General features: G+C 42.3%; 15 protein-coding genes. 1 reads left to right on the forward strand and 14 read right to left on the reverse strand.

Features of this window, described 5'->3' with window-relative positions:
• Positions 1-75: 75 nt before the first annotated feature.
• From CDO33_RS15765 to CDO33_RS15825, 14 genes are all read right to left on the reverse strand, one after another.
• Complete coding sequence (locus tag CDO33_RS15765) at positions 76-1,158, reverse strand: YkvI family membrane protein (RefSeq protein ID WP_103081026.1); 1,083 nt, start codon at positions 1,156-1,158, stop codon at positions 76-78.
• 87 nt (positions 1,159-1,245) lie between these two features.
• Positions 1,246-2,739, reverse strand: coding sequence for a DUF4340 domain-containing protein (locus CDO33_RS15770; protein ID WP_161496468.1), 1,494 nt, complete (start codon positions 2,737-2,739; stop codon positions 1,246-1,248).
• Positions 2,736-4,211, reverse strand: a complete 1,476-nt coding sequence (locus CDO33_RS15775) for a GldG family protein (RefSeq protein WP_103081028.1) — start codon at positions 4,209-4,211, stop codon at positions 2,736-2,738. The genes CDO33_RS15770 and CDO33_RS15775 overlap by 4 nt, the downstream gene beginning before the upstream one ends.
• 7 nt (positions 4,212-4,218) lie before the next feature.
• Positions 4,219-4,923, reverse strand: a complete 705-nt coding sequence (locus tag CDO33_RS15780; RefSeq protein WP_103081029.1) for an ABC transporter permease — start codon at positions 4,921-4,923, stop codon at positions 4,219-4,221.
• Between the two features lie 3 nt (positions 4,924-4,926).
• Positions 4,927-5,874, reverse strand: coding sequence for an ABC transporter ATP-binding protein (locus CDO33_RS15785; protein WP_103081030.1), 948 nt, complete (start codon positions 5,872-5,874; stop codon positions 4,927-4,929).
• 254 nt (positions 5,875-6,128) lie between these two features.
• Positions 6,129-6,578, reverse strand: coding sequence for a VanZ family protein (locus tag CDO33_RS15790; protein ID WP_133158684.1), 450 nt, complete (start codon positions 6,576-6,578; stop codon positions 6,129-6,131).
• Between the two features lie 459 nt (positions 6,579-7,037).
• Positions 7,038-8,744: an alpha-amylase family glycosyl hydrolase gene (locus CDO33_RS15795; protein WP_103081032.1), complete on the reverse strand. Its 1,707-nt coding sequence runs from the start codon at positions 8,742-8,744 to the stop codon at positions 7,038-7,040.
• Between the two features lie 58 nt (positions 8,745-8,802).
• Positions 8,803-10,554 (reverse strand): glycoside hydrolase family 13 protein, encoded by a 1,752-nt coding sequence (locus CDO33_RS15800; protein ID WP_103081033.1) that lies wholly within the window; start codon positions 10,552-10,554, stop codon positions 8,803-8,805.
• A gap of 126 nt (positions 10,555-10,680) precedes the next feature.
• Entirely contained in the window at positions 10,681-11,547 is an 867-nt protein-coding gene (locus CDO33_RS15805) for a sugar ABC transporter permease (protein ID WP_170045786.1), read from the reverse strand.
• Positions 11,544-12,863 carry a carbohydrate ABC transporter permease gene (locus CDO33_RS15810; protein ID WP_242974821.1) on the reverse strand — a complete coding sequence of 440 codons (1,320 nt, stop codon included), beginning with the start codon at positions 12,861-12,863 and terminating at the stop codon, positions 11,544-11,546. Before CDO33_RS15810 ends, CDO33_RS15805 begins: the two co-directional genes overlap by 4 nt.
• A gap of 10 nt (positions 12,864-12,873) precedes the next feature.
• A complete protein-coding gene (locus CDO33_RS20960; protein WP_161496721.1) occupies positions 12,874-13,044 on the reverse strand; it encodes a hypothetical protein in 171 nt (56 codons plus the stop codon).
• A gap of 7 nt (positions 13,045-13,051) precedes the next feature.
• A complete protein-coding gene (locus CDO33_RS15815; RefSeq protein ID WP_242973876.1) occupies positions 13,052-14,413 on the reverse strand; it encodes a sugar ABC transporter substrate-binding protein in 1,362 nt (453 codons plus the stop codon).
• A 552-nt stretch (positions 14,414-14,965) separates the two neighbouring features.
• Positions 14,966-15,982 carry a LacI family DNA-binding transcriptional regulator gene (locus CDO33_RS15820; protein WP_103081034.1) on the reverse strand — a complete coding sequence of 339 codons (1,017 nt, stop codon included), beginning with the start codon at positions 15,980-15,982 and terminating at the stop codon, positions 14,966-14,968.
• Between the two features lie 349 nt (positions 15,983-16,331).
• Entirely contained in the window at positions 16,332-19,061 is a 2,730-nt protein-coding gene (locus CDO33_RS15825) for a calcium-translocating P-type ATPase, SERCA-type (protein WP_103081035.1), read from the reverse strand.
• A 390-nt stretch (positions 19,062-19,451) separates the two neighbouring features.
• Between CDO33_RS15825 and CDO33_RS15830 the strand changes: the two genes are divergently transcribed.
• A complete protein-coding gene (locus CDO33_RS15830) occupies positions 19,452-20,264 on the forward strand; it encodes an N-acetylmuramoyl-L-alanine amidase family protein (protein ID WP_161496722.1) in 813 nt (270 codons plus the stop codon).
• The last annotated feature ends 92 nt before the right edge of the window (positions 20,265-20,356 follow it).

Below are 20,356 nucleotides of genomic sequence, written 5' to 3' on the forward strand. Positions count from 1 at the left end.
CCCCGGATTTTTCTTTTGTAATTTGTAAAATCTAACATGTCCGTCTGCTCCTATTCTACCATATGAACAACAACATTACACACCTTTTTTGCTTTTCTTTACTTTTAAACCGGGATTTAGCCTCAAGCCCCAGATCAAAGCCGCAATGGTCAAGAATAAGCCAAAGTATCCGAAAACAGGATATAGCATCGATATCAGGTTGGAAAATCCCATTCCTGCCAGCGGTATGGTGAGAGGAAAGAACAGCAATGTCGCCAGCTTTTTGTTAATTTTTATCCTGGCGGTCAGCCTGTCAATAAAGCAGTACCCGGAAGTTACCGCCGATATAAGCATTGCCAGCCAGAGCAGCGCAGCATAAATGTTGCTCACGAAATTGCCGTATTTTTTGGTTATCTCCAATACGGGAAGTTCTTTGCCAAGAATGCCTGGGGCAAAAACCATTATAACGGTATTGAGGATCAGAGCTATAAGCCCCAGCAAAAGTCCCCCTGAAAGTCCACCAATAATCGCAACCCTGCGGCTTTTCAAATTCGGCAGCAGGCTGCACATGATGGATATGGATATTATGCTGTTGTATCCGACATAAAGCAGGGATGATGCCAGCCAGTTGTATCTGACATCGTGCAGGAAGCTGATAGGACTGAAAGCTTCGGATGAATCGGGATATATAAGAACTGAGATTCCTATAATGATTATCCCCAGGGTAAGCACGGGCATTATGAAGCTGCTAAGCGCCAATACCCCTTTAATGTCCCATAGAATGGCCATCATGCATAAAAAAGCCATTATAGTTATGCCGTAATTGAAAGGTACGGACAATTTATCCTGTATGACCCTTCCTGCCCCGGCAATCATGATGATTAAAACGGAGAGCATAAACAGTGTTGAAACAAAGCTCATTATGCGGCCGGGCAGCCACCCAACGGCAGGAATAAGAAACTCATCAAAGCTTTGTATCCTCTCCTTGTATACCTTGTCAAGTATTACGCATCCAAGGGCTGCAAACAATGCTCCTGCCACAAGAATACCATAAAATCCACCCTCAAAATAGCGGGTGAAAAACTGCACTATTTCCTGCCCGGAAGCAAATCCCGCCCCTATGATGCTTGCAGCATATACACAGCTTACCTTAAATGCATTCTTAAAATCTCCTGTCAAAAAAAACAACTCCTGGCATAGAATTATATCCAGTATAAATTCTATGCCGGAGCTGTTTTCTAAATTACGTTTTCCTGCTCTTTAAGTTTATTCAGCGTCTTTTGCTTTGTCCGCAGCCTCCATCAGGTTCTTGTATGTTTGTCTCGGACCATCGGGCGCATCAAACTTGTCTTTAGCTACGATAATGTTTGTATACTGACCGTTTCTTACTACATAGTAATATATATCATCCCTTGGTATGAATTCTACCTTCACCTCTTTAGGATCTTCCTTGCGGTAGTAAGTGAAGGTTATCTCAGGCTCACCTTGGGGCACCGCACCTATATCCAATTCACTCATGGTAATACCTATGAGTCCCTGATAGTATTTCCTGAACAGCTGACTGTCGGAACTATCCCTTACGTCGCTGACATCTCTGCCGTTTACGTAGAATTTGTCATTATCAGAGTCTTCCGGATCGGTTTTTATCTCGGAAACAACGGTTTGCCCATCCATTTCCACCACTATTTTCTCCACATCGGAAATGTTGGTTATATAAGCAAATACGTCGACAACTTCTTTCAGAGGTTTATCTATGAAATTCAATGCGCTTTCGTACAGCACAAATACTTCATTGCTGTCCGCAAATTTTGCATATATCTCCGAGCCTTTAGTCTTTTCATTGCCAAGAAGAATTGTGGTTGTACCCTTTGAAGACCCCAGCCCTATTGCATATTTGGGTGAATCCAGTCCGTATTTGCTCAGATCTGAAGCATCTCTCTCAACAAACTCCGATGCATTGGTTCCCATAAAACTCTGCAGTATTGTCTCAATGCTTCCGGATTTTACTGAAGCTTCGATAGGCTCAGTCAGCTTCCATTCGTTTTCACCAGTTTTCTTGGTTTTGAATGCGGTTTTCCCTCCCCTTTCGAGAGAAAACTCGGTTATATCATCCGCTGTTTCGGTAAACAAGGTTTTGTCCCTGACATCATTATATTTGCTCCTCAAAAGTCCGCCGTCATAGGAGCTTATCACATAAACCTTGCTTTCTCCTTTAAGCTTCACATAGTATCCGCTGTCGCTCGGTGTCCTGTTTCCTATCTCCACTGTCTTAACTTCATTGTTCTCAAGCTTGACGGATATGGTGGCAGGTTTATCCAAACCGTATTGGGCAAGATCGGAAGCATTTTCCTCAATGAGCTTGGTGGCATCCAGACTCGAAACAGCATAGGTTATGCTGCCTATCTTGCTTTGGTTGATCTTCATTCCTTCGGGTTCGGATGCTACCCACACTTCTTCGTATTCTACCTCTTTCTTATCCCCTGCATCATCCTTATCTTCCTTATCATCCTCATCTTCTTTATCTTCCTCTGTTTTCTCTTTTTCCACCAGAGTCTTTACAAATACCATCCTTCCGGATTCATTCTCCAGGGTTATCTCTGTTATTTTGTCTTTTTCCAGCTCAAGGATGCTTATTGTGTTGCTGTCCGTCTGGATATTTCCATCGTTACCGGCATTTTCCCTGCTTCTTAAAAACACATAGGCACCTACTAGAATTGCCAGCACCAGCGTAAGGATAATGGCATTTCTGTAAAGCTTCATAAATGTCTCCTCCTTATCCATACGAACAAGCCTGTTCCGAAAATTAAGATCGGGAGAACAAACACTACAAATACCGCGGCAATGTTAGCTTGCGTCTCTGTAATATTTAGGTATCTTGGATCAAAAGACTTAGGTGCTATTGTCACATCGTCTTTTCTGTCCTGCATCCAGTTTAATGAGTTAAGGAAGAAGTACATGCCGTTATTGGAAAGAGTACCATATCTGTTTATGGCATCGTCGCTCATAAAGCTGCTGTTACCCATAACCACTACCTTAGAAACCTTGCGGCCACCCGTGTATTCAGCAGCCACAGCCAAATCCAAAGGTCCCTGCTCCTGTTCACCTGTTCCTATGATTTCTCCCACAGCCTTATCGCTGGTTTTCATCAACGAATATACATTAAGATATTCTTTTTCATTTTTCATTATTTTTAAACTTCTGGATACCGGCATAATCATAAAGAAGTTGCCGGGGTTCAAGTTTGAGTTAATGGTATTGGACTGGATTTCAGGCAGTATATCATACGGATTTTGAGGTATGTGTCTGCTCTCATCGTTCTCCTTTACCTTGTCGTAATTCAAGGAAATGTTATAATCCGCCAGCACATTCTCAAACGCTGTAAACTTCACGTCGGACTCAAGGGAATCAAAAAGGAACAACACTTTACCACCGTTTTTCAGATACTGCTTAATCTTATATTCCTCATCGGTGGACAAATCGGTCTTGGGGGAAGCTATGATCAGGATTTCAGCATCCGACGGCACTTCCTCCTGGGTCATCAGGTTGACAGTCTTAACCGCATAGTTGTTCTGGTCAAGATAAATTTTTACTGTTTCATAGTAATCATCCACTTTGTTTTCCTGATGCCCTTCGGTGAAATATACAGTAGGAGTATAATCCGAAGTTACATATTTAATAGCACCGGTAAAAGCCTGCTCTGCCTTTATGCCTGTGACGTTGGTCTGATAAGAGTACTGGTCAAATTGCACATCGTACAGATCATATGTGTCCAAAGTTTTTATCTTGTTGCCGCTTTTCACCACAAAATCAGCGTCTTCCAGCTCTTTAACCTTATCCTCACTGGGGCTTATTTCCTTAAGCAGTCCGGGAGCTGTGTCAGGATCTTTATAAATTATTTTTATGTGGTCATATTTGGCGTATTGATTCAGGATTTCAGCAATTTGCTTTAATGTCGTGTTTTTTTCAGTTAGACTCTCATCAAACAGTCCGTATATCTCAACGTCTTTTTCGTTGCTCTCAAGTATCTTCTTGGTTTCATCACCTATTGAAAACATCTTGTTCGAAGTCAAATCCCATTTCAAATCAGCCATACCTACCAGCAGATTAATAACCACTGCAATAGTTACAACAACTGCTATAAGTATGATTGAGTTTGAGCCATATTTCAGAGTCCTTTTATTAAAAGTCTTTTTGAAAAAAGCTTTTATATTGTTTACGTCCAGTCTAGCCATATCTCAATCACCCCCTGCTCCAACGTCTTTTTTCTATAACCCTGATGGTCAGGAAAATAAACACAAATATAAAACTCAAATAATACACTATGGAACCTAAATTTAAAATTCCTAAATTAAAATCATTATACCTCTCCAACAGGGAAAACCAGCTAAGAACCTTTGCCAGTATGCCTGTGGTAAAGTTGGATATATAGCCCATCAGCCACATGATAAGCAAGCTTATAATACCTGTAACGGCAGCTATAATCTGGCTTTCAGTCAGGGATGAGGCAAACACGCCCACTGAAATAAAGCTGGCTCCCAGCAGTATAAATGCCACGTATCCGCCAACCAGCTGGGCAACAGCCGGATCACCGAAACCAAAGAGTATAAACTGGTATATAAAGGTTATTGCTGTCATTACCAGGAAAACTGCCAATGCAGCCAGGTATTTGCCAACAACAATCCCGGTGATGCTTACCGGAGAAGTCACCAGCAATACTTCCGTTCCATTCTTCCTATCCTCGGACAGTGTCCTCATGGTCAATATAGGCAGAATAAAAAGCAGCAAGAAGTTCATCTGGGAAAGGTTTGAATTAAATTCCGCATATCCTCCGTAAAGGTTTGAGAGAAAGAATATCGACGAAATTAAAATAAACAAACCGATCAAAACATAAGCAATAGGAGAATAAAAATAGGATTTTACCTCTCTTTTGAATATAGCCAGCATATTTTAACCTACCTCCTTCTCTTCGGTCGTCAACTGGAGGAATATGTCTTCGAGGGACAGAGCCAGAGACTTTAACTCCAGTATAGGATATCCATGCTTAGCAAGCTCATAGAAAATCGGCCTGCGCACATCCACTTCCTTGGACGAATCGACAATATAATCATTTACATCGTTTTCCTTCAGTGGATGTACATCTACGGATTTAACTCCATAAACACCCTTAAGAAGGTTCAATACTGAATTTTTAGGTCCGGCTATTCTTATTGAAAATTGCGCAGATGTACCGAAACCTTTTGAGAGGTTCTCCGGTGTATCTATTGCCGCAATCTCTCCTTTATTTATTATAACAACACGTTCACATACGGCACTTACTTCCGGGAGAATGTGGGAGCTCAGTATGATGGTATGCTCCTTGCCCAATGCTTTGATGAGCTTTCTTATTTCTATTATCTGTTTGGGGTCAAGTCCTACCGTAGGCTCGTCCAGTATCAGCACCTCTGGATTTCCTATAAGCGCCTGCGCTAATCCCACCCTTTGCTTGTAACCTTTTGAAAGGTTCTTTATAAGCCTTTTTCTAACATCGGTTATTTTGACCAGCTCCATTATATCGCTGATCTGGCTTTTTTTCTTCGTCTTGTCAACACCTTTAAGCTCGGATAAAAAGTTTAGGTACTCCTGTACAGTCATATCCATATAAAGGGGTGGCAGTTCAGGAAGGTAGCCTATGCGCTTTTTTACTTCTTTAGGATTCTCCATTATATCATAACCATCAACCTTTACAGTTCCTTCAGTAGATGGTATGAAGCCGGTAATAATATTCATGGTGGTAGATTTTCCGGCTCCGTTAGGCCCGAGGAATCCAAGGATTTCACCTTTTTCAACGGTGAAACTGATGTTGTTAACAGCTTTTATCTGACCATAGGTTTTGGTCAAATTTTGAATTTCTATCATCTTATTCCCCCTTGCTTAAATAGCCTAGTTAGCATATCCTATTATGCTAGACAGTTTTTAATAATTTGTGAACAAATTGTAACATATATACAGAGAAAGTAAAAACAGTTGAAAGCACGTACGTATTTTCAACCATTTCATTCACTGCTTATAAGCTTGTACCAAATTTGTACCTACATCATTATATAGGTTTTCATATTGGATTTCAAGATGAGGTAATTTGTGAGAAAAGGACAAAACATGGGCCAATTGCATCAATCTGACTTTTGGGCTGCAGCTCTTATTCTGCTGATGCAAAACAAAAGGCATATCGAAGAGAGAACACCCAGGGCATCAATAGCCACATCAAAAGCCTGCATTGCACGTCCGGGGACAAAATATTGGTGAACTTCATCGGTTATCGCATAGAATATGCCTGCAGCAGCAGGCTCCAGGATTTTTGCTTCTGGCTTTTTATAATTATAAAAGCTCATATAAAGCAAGATGCCGAGAATGAAATATTCGGTGTAATGGGCGGCCTTTCTGATCAACAAAACCGGTATCTCAGCGTCTTCACGCCCTGTCAGAAACTCAGCCACACTGTTTAATATCTGAGCTGCCCATCCGCTGTCCATGCTGGATTCATCGCCGGTTTTTGCGGACATATAAAAGATGACCCCACACCATAAAATTGTAAGTCCCCACCATATAAGATTCTTTTTCACATCGGTCCCCTTGTAAGTTTTGTTGTTAGTTGATATTTATTGTTGTTGCTAATTATTGCTGTAAGTTAGTTATTGCTTTTAGTTGCTGTTAGTTTTTTGTTGCTAATTTTATGTTGCTAATCGCTAGCTATTAACTTTTGGTTGCTAGTTTTTAACTATTAGTTTTAGTTGTTATTTCTAGCTGTTAAATTTTGCTCTATTTCATAGAATATCACATGTCCGCATAAATGCAAGCCTTATATTGCCATTTACGACATTTCCTGAAGGCTTATCCGCGAAAGGCTCGTCCTCCTTCCCTTCCTCTTTGCTAAAAGATAAAAGCGGCAATTGACCATACCGTTCAGTTGCCGCTTTAGAAAAACTACCTAATGAGCTGATTCAGATTGCTGCATTTGCTGCGTATCGTTGCATATTGCTGCACATATTCCATATGCAAAGCTTTGCAGCCAGGACCTCAAATTATTTTTGCAAAACCAAAGTTGTCCTGGGGGCAAGACTTATCGCCGATTGGTTTATGGTGCTTTTCTCCGGTCCCGGCGTTTCAAATATGACTTTCAAGTCTTTGAAATCCTCTCCTATTAACTCAAAAGTTTCAAATTCACTGCTTAAATTATGCAGCACCATCACACTTTCTTTATCCTTGCCATCCATATCGTAATTTCTGCTATATGCAATCACCCTGCTGCTGCCGGAATCGAGAGCTTTGAAATCTCCCATCTTCAGGGCCTTGCTGGATTGCCTAAGGGCTATTAGCTGCTTATAGCAGTTCAACAGCGAATTGGGATCCTCTTGCTGCTCCTTTACCGGAACAGTATCGGTGTTTTGTAAATTTGCTTCCCAGTAAGTTTGAGGCGCTTCCCGTTCTTTAGACCACACAAAGGGTTCCCGTATCCTTTCGTCCGGTTTTGTCCCCAGCATGCCTATTTCCTCACCATAATAGATAAAAGGATTGCCCGGCAGCGTAAGATAGATACCTGCTGCCAGCTTTGCCTTGCCCACATCCTTACCCAGTTGATTCATGCTGCGATTCTGATCGTGGTTGGTTAAAAAAGGCGCATCCAGGAAATTTCTTTCAACCTTTGTAAAATCCGAATATTTTTCTTCCAGCCATCGGGCAAATCCTTTACTGCTGACCGCTGCCCCGGTTCCTGAGTTTACCGCCTTAATAATCCCCTCTCCCACATCAAAATTGAAAAGGGAGTCCAATCCCTGATAATATGGAGCAACAACGGATGTTTTATCCCACACCTCTCCTACAAGATATGCCTTCGGATTCACCTCTTCCACATAGGCTCCGAATTCCTTCCACCACTGCAGGTTCTTTTTCTGATAATCCGTCCCCACAGGATTTTCATGGGCACCGTAAATGTGCAGCGCCGCATCCAGCCTAAAGCCGTCCACACCCTTCTCAAGCCAGAACTTTGCGATATTTTTGATTTCTTGCCTTACCTTAGGGTTGTCATAATTCAGATCCGGCATTTGATCCCAGAATATGCCGTAATAATAACTGTCGCCCTTTTTATGCCATGTATTGCTTCCCCATGGCGACTTCCCTTTTAGATTATAGCCTTCCTGGTCTGTCTTTGCCCACCGGTAATAGTCCCTATAGGGATTGTCCTCCGATTTGCATGACTCTATAAACCAGGGATGTTGTGAACTGGTATGATTGATCACCAAATCCATTATCACTTTTAATCCCCTTTTGTGAGCTTCGGCCAGAAACTGTTCAAAATCCTCCATTGTACCATACTCGGGATCAATGCTGTAGTAATCGGTCACATCATATTTATGATAGCTGGGCGAAGCATTAACGGGCATAAGCCAAATCCCGTCCACGTTCAAATCCTCATCGCTGCTATCATCCTTCAGGTAGTCCAGCTGCCTGGTCAAGCCTTTGAAGTCGCCTATTCCGTCGCCATCGGAATCTGCGAAAGACCTTACAAAAATCTCATAATATATGCCGTATTTGCTGTCGATAACCCTTTCTTTCCTGGTCACATCCGGAAAGTATACGGTTTTTGGCCGGGGCTCACTCATTTCCTGTGCCTGTTCCGGCTCCGAATGTGGTGGAGCCGTCTCCTGTATCTGTTCCGGCGGCTCATTCCCGAGCTCATCACCCTGTTTTTGCTGGTGGCAGCCTGCTAAAAGCACAAGCGCCATTATCATGCATATTCCTCGCTTAACCCAATATAGGATACGGCTTGGCAAAGCGTTTCACCTTCCTTCACACTTCCAGTATGGCTCCGCTAATAGCATCAAGCTCAAGAGATACCTTTGAATCCGTTACCGGATATACCCTGTCATGCAGCAATTCGGTTACATTGCTGACGCTATCTCCCACTTTCACATCAACCCGGACAGGGTGCTCGCTATTATTGATCACTATATAGAGCTTTTTGCCTCCTGCCTCCCGGGAGTAGACATAGACATTCTTTAGGATATCCACTTCTCTGGTGACATAATTGCCCAGCATGACATCCATGTATTTTTTCCTTATTGAAATCAGCTTCCTGTAATAATTGAAAATATCCTTTGAACGTTCCGTGTCCTCCCACATCATGGGCCTTCTGTATTCGTCCTCAGTTATGCCTTCGATGCCTTTTTCATCCCCATAAAAAATATTGGGTATGCCTACATGCGTCATCATAAACAGCGTTGCGAGCTTCAGCACTCTGACATCTCCTCCGGCCAGCGAAAGGAACCTTGACACATCATGGCTGTCCAGAAGATTCATCTGGGCATATTGGATATCCTTTTTATATCTCATCCTTAAGTTTTGAATCCTGGCATCAAATTGCTCAACATTGATATTTCTTTTTACAAAAAAGTCAATACAGGCATATGTAAGCATATAGTTCATTGCAGAATCGAACTGATCCCCCTGAAGCCATTCCCTGGCATCATGCCATATTTCCCCCAGCAAAAAAGCATCGGGTTTCACTGATCTCACAGCTTTTCTGAAGGCTCTCCAAAAATTGTGATCTATTTCATTGGCCACATCAAGCCTCCAGCCGTCAATGTCCGCTTCTTTTATCCAATAGGTGCCGACCTTTGTAAAATACTCAATGACTTCCGGATTTCCCGTGTTGAGCTTGGGCATAAACTTCACGTAGGCGAAACACTTATAATTGGGATTATCATCGTATCTTACCGGGAAATCATCTATAAAAAACCAGTCCTTGTACCTGGATTTTTCACCCTTCTCCAGCACATCCCGGAAGGCAAAGAAATCCGCGCCCGAGTGGTTGAACACCCCGTCCAGTATTACTTTTATCCCCGACTCATGGCATTTAGACACCAATTCTTTCAAAGTATCATTATCTCCAAAACATGGATCTACCGAATAATAGTCGACGGTGTCATATTTATGATAGGAGTTGGCAGTAAAGATAGGAGTAAGGTATATGCAATTTACCCCCAGCTCTTCAATATAAGGCAAATTTTCAATGATCCCCCTGAGATTTCCCCCTAATTTGCTTCGGACGGTAATACCTTCTCTTAAGGGCACTTCAATGCTCTTTCCTGATATATGGCCTTTTGATGTAGCAAAGCTGTCAGGAAAAATCTGGTATATGATAGCCCTCTTTGCCCACTCAGGCACGTCTGCAATATCTTCCTTCCGTATATAGGGAATTTGAAAATATAGGGTTCTGTTAATATTGGGATGCTCATGGAAACCACTGCCGTCATAATATATGGAAGACTTTCCGTCATATAGTATAAAGTAATAGCATATCCGCTCAAAACCGGTGGTGATCTCAGCTTCAAAATAATCAAACAGGCTGTCGGATGCAACTTTATTCATATCCACAGGGGTTACAAGGACATTCTCCCTGGGATAATACCTTTCGCCATAGCAGACTACACATTTGGATAAATCCCCTTTTTTAGCCCTTAGCCTTAAAAGAATCGTATTTTCATCAATAGCGTGGCAGTATTCTGAATCGGTGGAATGGTATATAGCTTCCAGAAACATAAAAGTCCATCTCCTTCTCTATTTTTAATCCTGATTTTTTACTCCTGATCGATTGTGGCGAAAAATCCCCCTCAGCAAACCCAAGGTGTCTGTCCATCAAGCAAGCAATGCTGCACCTTCTGAACCTTAGGTTTTTGAAGCCCCTTCGGCTATACCTCTTATCAAATACTTCTGGAGAGACATGTAAAGTATCGTGATGGGCAGCGCAACCAGCACTGCTCCGGCAGCAAACATCGTAAACTCCGTGTTCTGCCTTCCTGTAACCATCTCAAAAAGCCCTATTGCCAACGTCTTTTTGCTGGGTGTGCGCAGTACAAGCCGGGCAAAAATGTAATCCATCCACGGTCCTATAAAGCTGGATACGGAAACAAAGGTAATGATGGGAAATGACATGGGCAGCATTATCCTGAAGAAAATAGTACCATTTCCTGCGCCATCTATTTTTGCAGCTTCCGGAATTGTACGGGGAATTCCGTCGAAATATCCTTTTACAAGCCACGTAAGCCCTGGAATGGCGCCTCCGGCATATACAATAATCAACCCCAGATGTGTGTCCAGCAAGCCGACATGGAGAAGCATCAAATATACGGCTATCATGCTCATAAATCCCGGGAACATGGTCATTATAAGCATGAACATCAATCCACCCTTGCGGCCTCTGAAGCGAAATTGGGAAAATACGTACGAAGTTATCACAACAAGGATTATCGTCAAAACCATTGAGGAGAAAGCTATTTTCAGAGTATTCATGTACCACAGCCCATAATCCTTCTTTACAAAGAGGTTATGAAAATGGTCCGTTGTGAGCCTATCCGGAAACATTTTGGTCGTGAAAAGCGAGTTGCCCGGGTTGAATGCTGCTATGACAACATAATACAGAGGCAGTATTGTTGTGATGGTTATCAAAATCAGAATGAGATATATAAAGGCCCTGACTATCTTTTGCTTAAGGCTTGTTTTCTTCTTTTTATGCATCATGCCTGTTTTACTCATTGTATCATATCCTCCTCTTTAAATGACCTTGTTCTTGTGAAATTGAAGGCAGAGATGGTAGCAATAATGATGAATATTATGATAGATACAGCACAAGCCTTGTTAAACTGGTTCTGATCCAGGGTAAGTTTGTAAATCCATGACAGCAAAATGTCAGTGTCTCCTGCATACTTATACTTTGTGTTTACCGGGTTTCCACTGTTCAGGAAATAGATCAGATTAAAATTGTTGAAATTATTGGCGAAACTCATAATGAGCAGTGGAGCTGTTGCAAACATGACCATGGGAAAAGTGATTTTGAAAAACTGCTGTAATTTGCTTGCCCCTTCCACTTCTGCAGCTTCATATAAATCTTTTGATATGCCGGTGAGAACCCCGGACATCAATGCCAAAAAATAAGGAAAGCCAAGCCACAGATTTACTGCCAGGCACACCACCTTGGCCCATGTAGGGTCGCCCAGCCACTGTATGCCATTAATGCCTATTGCTTTGAGCCATTGATTTAAAGGGCCAAATTGCGCATTAAAGATGTTGCGGAATACGAGTATTGAGATGTACCCGGGAACAGCCCACGGAAGGATAAAAATCGTGCGCCAGAACTTCTTTAGCTTTATTCCGTTGGATTCAATAATCACGGCAAATACAAGCCCGCTAAAAAAGGTGGTAACGGTAGAAAGCACAGCCCAGGTCACGGTCCATGAAAAAACACCAAGAAAGGTATCCTTGTATGCCGCCAGAGTGAACAAATCAATAAAGGTCTGAAATCCCACCCAGTCCACCAGAGTTCTTGGAGGTATATGGTTAGGAGAAGAATAGTTGGTGAATGCGACCAAAACACCAAAGAGCAAAGGCACTACCGTTAAAAACAGCGTAAAAAATGCGGCCGGTGAAAGCATAATATACGGGAATCCCTGCTCCCACATAACTTTTAAGGATTTTATAAAATTGTTCGGTTTTCCACCCTCGTCCCTTAATCTGCCAACCCTGTACGCATCTCTGCAATTCAGATAATACAAAACAGCAAAAATAAAAATCAACGCAAGAGAAATTATGCCATATATCATCAGGAAAATAGAATGATCGCCCTGCACAACCTTGCCGTTAACAAAAGCCTGGGGTTTTTCTCCCAGCGTATAGAGTCCCCACATTCCATAGCGTATGAATGGCAAGAAAAATACAATGAATATAACCTCAACCGCTGCAAAGATAACCCCTTTGATGATCTGCTTATTGTACAGCTGTCCAAGACCCATAAATAAAATAGAAAGTAAACACGCTATCTTAGAATGGGATTTCATCAGAACATCTCCTTGCATAATATATTTGTCAGGTTTTGACATAGAATTTTCCAGCTGCAAACCTTAAGGTATCGACTCCAAACTCACTGGAAACTATCTTGACAGTATGTTTATGAAAATTCATGATATCAGAAGTATTTATCAATATTAAAACGCAGGCAGCAGCTAAAGAACTGCTGCCTGCATACGACAAATCCATTTGTCCATTATTGCTTATAGAAATCGCTGTCCTTTATGTTCTGTACAGCTTTATCCAACTCTGTCTTTACATCGGCGTCAGGATTATTCCATAGTTCGGTTAAAGCTGTCTCCATATTTCCCCACACCGCCTGCATATGAGGTATTGTCGGCATAGGTTCTGAATATACGGCTTGCTCTAAAAATCCGCTGTTGACGGGATCATCTTTGATTTCAGGCACTTCCAGCAGATCGTTTCGAGGAGGCAATTGCCCTGTCATCTCATAACGTTTTAAAAGGGATTCCTTGCTGGTGAGGAACTTAGCCAGTAGCTTGGCTGCATTTGGGTAATCAGTATATGTATTTATACAATAGGTCCTTATTCCTGAGAAGGTAACGGGCCTCTTTCCGTTTGGAAGCAAAGGCATCGGTACAACCCCTACATCGATTCCTGCATCGTGGTACGCTTTGATGGCCCAGGGACCGTTAAAGTCAAAGATGAGTTTGCCTTCTGTGAATAAGCCGGATTTGATATCGTATGATATGTCCTCTCTCTGAAGGGGAATGATTTCTTTAAGACTTCTATAGTATTTTATAGCCTCCACGGCCGCATCGGAATTTAATCCGATATCATTGGGATCAGTGCCATGATTGCCGAATACATAGCCACCATATCCACTGATAAAGGAGTACGCATAATAGAAATTCCATACTTCCATCATAAAACCGTACTTATTTGCGTTCTTATCGAGAAAACCCTTGGTTATATCAATCAGCTCATCAAAGGTCTTAGGCGGTTCTTTTACAAGGCTTTTGTTATAAATCAGGGCCGGAGTTTCTATAGCCGCAGGAAAGCCATAAAGGGTTCCGCCGACAGAACAAGCCTCGACAGAGCTTTCCATGAACTCCGCTTTATCGGAAACATCATTGGGATATATAAAGCCCTGATCATGCATCTCTCCAATATGGTCACTTGCCAGGATAAACACATCGGCAGCAAGCTTCGCAGGACCATCGGTTTGAAGTTTGCCAGGAGCGTCGGTATGAGAAACCGTATCAAAAGTAACTTCAATACCGTATTTCTGCGTAAATTCCTGAATCATTTCCTCAGCCCATTTTCTAACGCCTTCGTCGTCAGAATCCCAGAGCTTTAATACAGCTCCCGGTTCCGGCGCTAATTCGTCGGAAGATCCACTTTCACTGGCATTGCCTTCAGTAGACCCATCCCCACTGGTATTGCCGGTAGTCGCATTATCAGTGGCATCCGCTTTTGTGCCGTCACCGGATTTGTCAGCTTCAGGCTTTGTGCATCCTGCCGCTCCAAGTACTATCAGCAATGCCAGTGACAATGCCAAAAACCTCGCAAAAAAACACTTTGACTTCTTACTCATGTTGTTATCCTCCTTTAAAATTACTTTATAAAAAGGCTCGGGAATTAGCCTTTTTGCCCTTCGACCATAAAAATGCAGTCTTTTAACCAACATTATGTGCATACGGTTTACCACCAAAGCAAAGCCATATATTCTTATATAATGCCGCTATTTTAGGCAATCGTTTTCCCTAAAAGGAATACATATGTTATCTAATAACCGTTCAAAGGCCATTATCTACTATCTTTTAAGTTCATAGTAATTGTTTAGTAACGCTGTAATTCAGGAAAATTATAGTAAAGCTGCGACTCAGAAATTGTTATGACTTTTAAGTTGTATCAGAAAGTTGTGCAACCGTTTGTATTTTTGATTATATAATAGCATTTGCATATAATCGTGTCAATAGCAATACAAGAAATTTTATATTTTTACATGTTATTCAAAAATTTATAAAAACAAACAAAAGAATGTGTTAAATGCAGGAATTTCCGTATGATTATAAATTACGGGCAATTGGTGAAATAAAAAGAGGTGCAGGTGCTGCTGATTGTACCAGCTTACCTATGAGAAGTTTCACTTTTTCTGCGTAGATTCCCTTATAACCAGCTCCGCAGGTATGATTGCCCTATTAAAGCTCTTAAATTCACTATTTGCTCCTGCCATAAACAGCTCAAACGCTTTAGCCCCAAGGCTGAAGGCATTGATTTCTACGGAAGTCAGCGGCGGGGTAAAATAATTGGACAGCGGCACATTGTTAAAGCCTGCCACTGCAACATCGTCCGGTACTTTTAAACCGTTTTCATTCAGATATTTTATGGCCCCAAAAGCCAGAAAGTCATCGCAGGCTATTACCCCGGACGGTACTATTCCCTTATCCAGGACTTTTTTCATCAGCTCATAGCCTGCATCATCGACAAACTTCCCTTCCACTATCAATTTTTCATCAACTGGTATGTTATGATCGGCCAAAGCCATTTTATAGCCTTTCAAACGGTCAAGAGTAACTATGAACTCGGAATTGACCCCAAGAAAGGCAATGTCGGTACAGCCCATATCAATTAAATGTTTTGTCATTTTATATCCGATGGAAACATTGTCATTATCAACCCAGTTGACCTCATTTTCATTTTCAGGCCTTCCAACAATGACATATGGAAACTTGATGTCCGAAAGATAAGATATCGACGGGTCTTTTACCCGTGAAGAGAGCAGTATGATTCCGTCCGTAATACCACTCTGGGTAAGCTCGCCAACAATCTGCTTTTCCTCATCCAGACTGTTGACACTGGATATCAATATTTTATATTTGTTTTTATATGCTACAGAAGCAATCCCCCTTAATATCTCAGGGAAAAAAGGGTGCTGAAATGCTTTTTCGGTCGTTCCCATCACGACCACTCCTACTATGTTTGTTGATTTGTTGGCCAGGGAACGGGCAATATAATTAGGATGATAATTCATCTCCTCAATAATCTTGAATATTTTTTTCCTTGTTTTCTCACTTATCCTGGGATTGTTTGCGATAGCCCTGGATACGGTAGAGGGTGAAACATTGGCTGCTTTTGCAATATCTTCTATAGTAACTCCCATTCACAACACCTCTTTATATTATGCAACATATTATGCAAATATCATGCAACCGTTTGCTCAATGGTTATATTATATTATTTAACTGGTATGATGTCAATTGTATTTTGCCTTTCCTTCACAGCAAAGTCTAGATATAGGCATTTTAAAACCAGAGAAAAGCATACATCCTGCTCTCCTGTGAAGGCACCTTGACGCTTTTATTGCAGAATCCGAAAAATGCAGTAAACCGGCGGCATAACACAGACACATTTATTATATGTAAAAAGGCGGACTTAAAATCCGCCTTTTCCTCACCGCCATATAACTGCAACCTCGGTTCCTCTTTTATCTTCTATGTTTATCTTCCGCTTTATCTTCTACTTTTATTTCTTCTCTTGCCTTCCCTTCTGAAAAAACTGGATATCACAGGGCCGATGGAAGAAAGCCCCATTATACACAGCCAATCATTGTAGGTCAGGGTTACAGTTTTAAATATGCTTTGCAAAAACGGCACATATAAAACAATAAGCAGCATCACCGTAGAGCAGAGTACTGCTCCGATTAGGTAGAGGTTGTTGAAAATCGGCACCTCAAATATATTTTTTCTTTCCGATTTGCATTCAAATACATGAATGAGCTGAGTAACAACAAGGGTCGCAAATGCCGCTGTCCTTGCCGTATCGGTATTGCCGGTAAAGTACAACAGGCTTGCAAATACCGCCAGCGTGGTCAATCCTATAAGGATTCCTCTGAATAAAATCAACCCCAGCAGGCCGTCGGAAAAAATGCTCTCTTTCGCCCCTCTGGGCTTTCTCATCATTACATCCTTCTCCGGAGGATCAAAGCCAAGAGCGATAGCAGGAAGACCATCAGTTACAAGGTTAACCCACAGTATCTGTATCGGCAGAAGCGGCAGGGGAAGCCCCAGAAGCGTGCCCAAAAACATGGTAAGCACCTCTCCGATATTGCAGGCCAGCATGTATCTTATGAATTTTCTGATATTGTTGTATATTACCCGGCCTTCCTCAATAGCCGCCACAATTGTTGCAAAATTATCGTCCAGCAGTATCATGGAAGAAGCTTCTTTTGTGACATCCGTGCCTGTTATGCCCATTGACACGCCGATATCCGCTTCCTTCACCGCCGGAGCGTCGTTGACACCGTCCCCGGTCATTGCCACAATATGCCCAAGCTTCTTAAGAGCTCTTACTATCATGAGCTTATGCTTTGGCGAAACCCTTGCATATACCGATACTTCTCCGGCAATTTTCTCCAGCTTGGATTCGCTCATCTCATCCAGCTCAGCTCCGGTCAACACCTTGTCGCCACTGCCTAAAATGCTTAACTCCCTGGCGATGGCTGCTGCTGTGACTTTATGGTCACCGGTTATCATGACAGGCTTTATGCCCGCTATTCTGCACTTCTGAACAGCTTCCAAAGCTTCTTTCCTGGGCGGGTCGATCATGCCCATAAGCCCTACAAATGTGAGGTTCTTTTCCAAATCATCGCGCTTGTAATTTCTAGAATCCAGTTTTTTATATGCAAAGCCTAAAACCCTTAACGCCTCACCGGCCATATTGTCATTTACCTTCAGGATACGTTTTTTAGCAAAGGCATTTAAGTCCTCTGTGCCTCTACTTGTATGTATCTTGCTGCACTTATCCAGAATTATATCCGGAGCCCCTTTTGTAAAGACGAAAGTTTCACCCTTGAAATTGCCACAGATTACCGACATGCATTTCCTGTCGGAATCAAAAGGCAGTTCATCCATCCGGAAGTATGTTTTCTCCAAAATTTCCTTCGTAATGCCGCCCTTTGCCGCCGCCACCAGAAGTGCCCCTTCCGTAGGGTCACCTTTTATCTCCCATTTTTCCTGTTTCGAAACCGCAGATTTTATCTTGTCCAAAAAACCCTTCTCGGGGGATGTTCTGGAGATTTCCGCGTTATTGCAGCATCCGGCTATTTCAAGAAGCAGCTTTAACGGCTTGCTTCCGGATGCGTCTATTTCCCTGTTGTTTAGAAGGATCGCACCTTGAAGGTCGTAGCCATTTCCTTTTACGTCAAAAATGTTATCTCCGGCAAATATTTTTCTTACTGTCATTTTATTTTCAGTCAATGTACCGGTTTTATCCGAGCATATTACGCTGGCGCATCCCAGGGTTTCCACTGCCGGGAGCTTTCTTATCAATGCATTGCGCTTAAGCATTCTTTGCACTCCCAGAGCCAGAGAAACCGTAACTATCGCCGGAAGGCCTTCCGGAACGGCAGCCACCGCAAGGCTTATTCCTTCCAGAAGCATGTCAAGCAATTCTTCCCCTCTCAATATTCCCGCCAAGGAGACAATAGCGCAGATGACAAGACATCCCACCGCAATTATCTTGCCCAGGTGTTCCAGCCTCTTTTGCAAAGGCGTCTCTTCATCCTCTATGTTTTGTATCATATCTGCAATTCTTCCCATTTCGGTGTCCATCCCGGTAGCATAAACAATGGCTTTTGCCCGCCCCATGGTGACTACCGACCCCATATAAACCACACCTTTTTTATCTCCGATGCCGGAGCCTTTTCCATGGGAAGATTCTATTTCCTTTTCAACAGGCAGGGATTCTCCCGTCAGCAAGGATTCGTCCACCTGCAAGCCATTCACTTCTATCAGGGTGGCATCCGCCGGAACCCTGTCGCCGGACTCCAGCACTATAAGATCTCCCGGTACTATTTCTTCCGCCGGAATGCTGCATAAAACCCCGTCCCTTATTACCCTGGCCGTGGGCGCGGCAAGATCCTTCAAAGCCTCCAGCGTCCTTTCCGTGCGGAACTCCTGTATAAAACCCATTATGGCATTGACAATCACTATGGATATTATCGTTACAGCTTCGGTAGTGTCCCCCATGAACGCAGAAACCGCCGTAGCCGCAAGAAGTATCATCACCATGAAATCATTGAACTGGTCAAGAATCATACTGAAAACGGATACCTTTTTTTTACCTGCTATCGTATTGAGTCCATGCTTTTGCAGCTTCAGCTTTGCTTCCTTTTCACTTAACCCCATATGAAGCTTTTTTTCATTCCGATTACTTCGAAGCTTTGATTCCATCACGCTCAAAGTACATCTCTCCTTTTTCTAAATAGTAACTGCATCTGTTGTTTCAGTGATATAGATATTCAAACTTTATGGCAATTAGTACAACTTTCGCCAGTGTCCAAATTCTGATTTGACATTGCAGCATCCTATGGACAATCGTCGCCGAAAGGCTTGGTTCATAAAAAGTGCGGTAACAAAGCTCATGATTTACCTGCTATGCTCTCTGCGGTTTCAACAGATTGCTTTACGCGGCGCTGGAGGAAGTGGAGAAAGCTATAAAAGGCGTTGTTTTTCAGCGCAATAATGTAGTACTAATTCATTTGGCGGACTAATATAATACCTTATATGAATGATACCTTATAAGAACGGATTTCGCGGTGAATGATGATGGTGGGAAAAAGAATTATCTTTTTGATTCATAACAAAAGCAAGAAATACCTTTTTATAATACCTGCAGTGTTGCTGGCAGTAATACTGGCATGCAGTGCGATTTTGGCCAACACCCTACACAACCCTCTGGCAGGGAAATATATTATTATAGACCCGGGACATGGAGGCATTGATTCCGGAACCAGTGACGCTTCAGGCTTTGCCGAGAAGAACATCAACCTTGAAATTTCCTTAAAGCTTAAGGAAGTTCTGGAATCAAAAGATGCCATTGTAGATATGACTAGAGACAGGGATATTGCTCTTGATGACAGGAACAATTTAAGTACCAGCAGGCACAGGAGAGATCTTCTGGCAAGGGTGGAGATGTTTAACAGCGGGAAATATGACCTGTTCATCAGCATTCATGTGAACCGTTCAAGCAATCCGAAGGCAGCAGGTCCCATCACCCTGTATTCCACAAATCTGCCTTCTTCAGCCCTGTTGGCTTCCAGCATACAAGAAAAGCTGAATTCCCTTATGAATGAAACCTATAACACAAAAATAGACAGGAGCCCGGTAAAAGCAGATTTTTTCATTCTTAAGCATTCCAACATACCCGGTGTCCTGGTGGAGACGGGCTTTATATCCAACAGCAAAGACAAAAAGCTTCTCCAGACTTTCGAGTATCAGGAAAAGCTATCAAAATTCATATGCAGTGGTATTGCTGAATATTTTAGATCTCTGGAGGAATTTAACAAGAACAACCTTAAGGATGATGCTCCCAATCCTGCCGAACCAGCGGATGAATACATCATCCCTGGCGAGCTTTATGATATACAGTTGGTAAGAAACTAATTGACGAAAATCAGGCATAATCCATGTCTTAAATCCTATAGGGAGTTAATTCCCGGAAAATCAATTGAGACCTTACAAACAAAATTGGCATG

Origin of the sequence: Clostridium thermosuccinogenes, from assembly GCF_002896855.1 — a bacterium.
In the GTDB taxonomy this organism is placed as follows: domain Bacteria; phylum Bacillota; class Clostridia; order Acetivibrionales; family DSM-5807; genus Pseudoclostridium; species Pseudoclostridium thermosuccinogenes.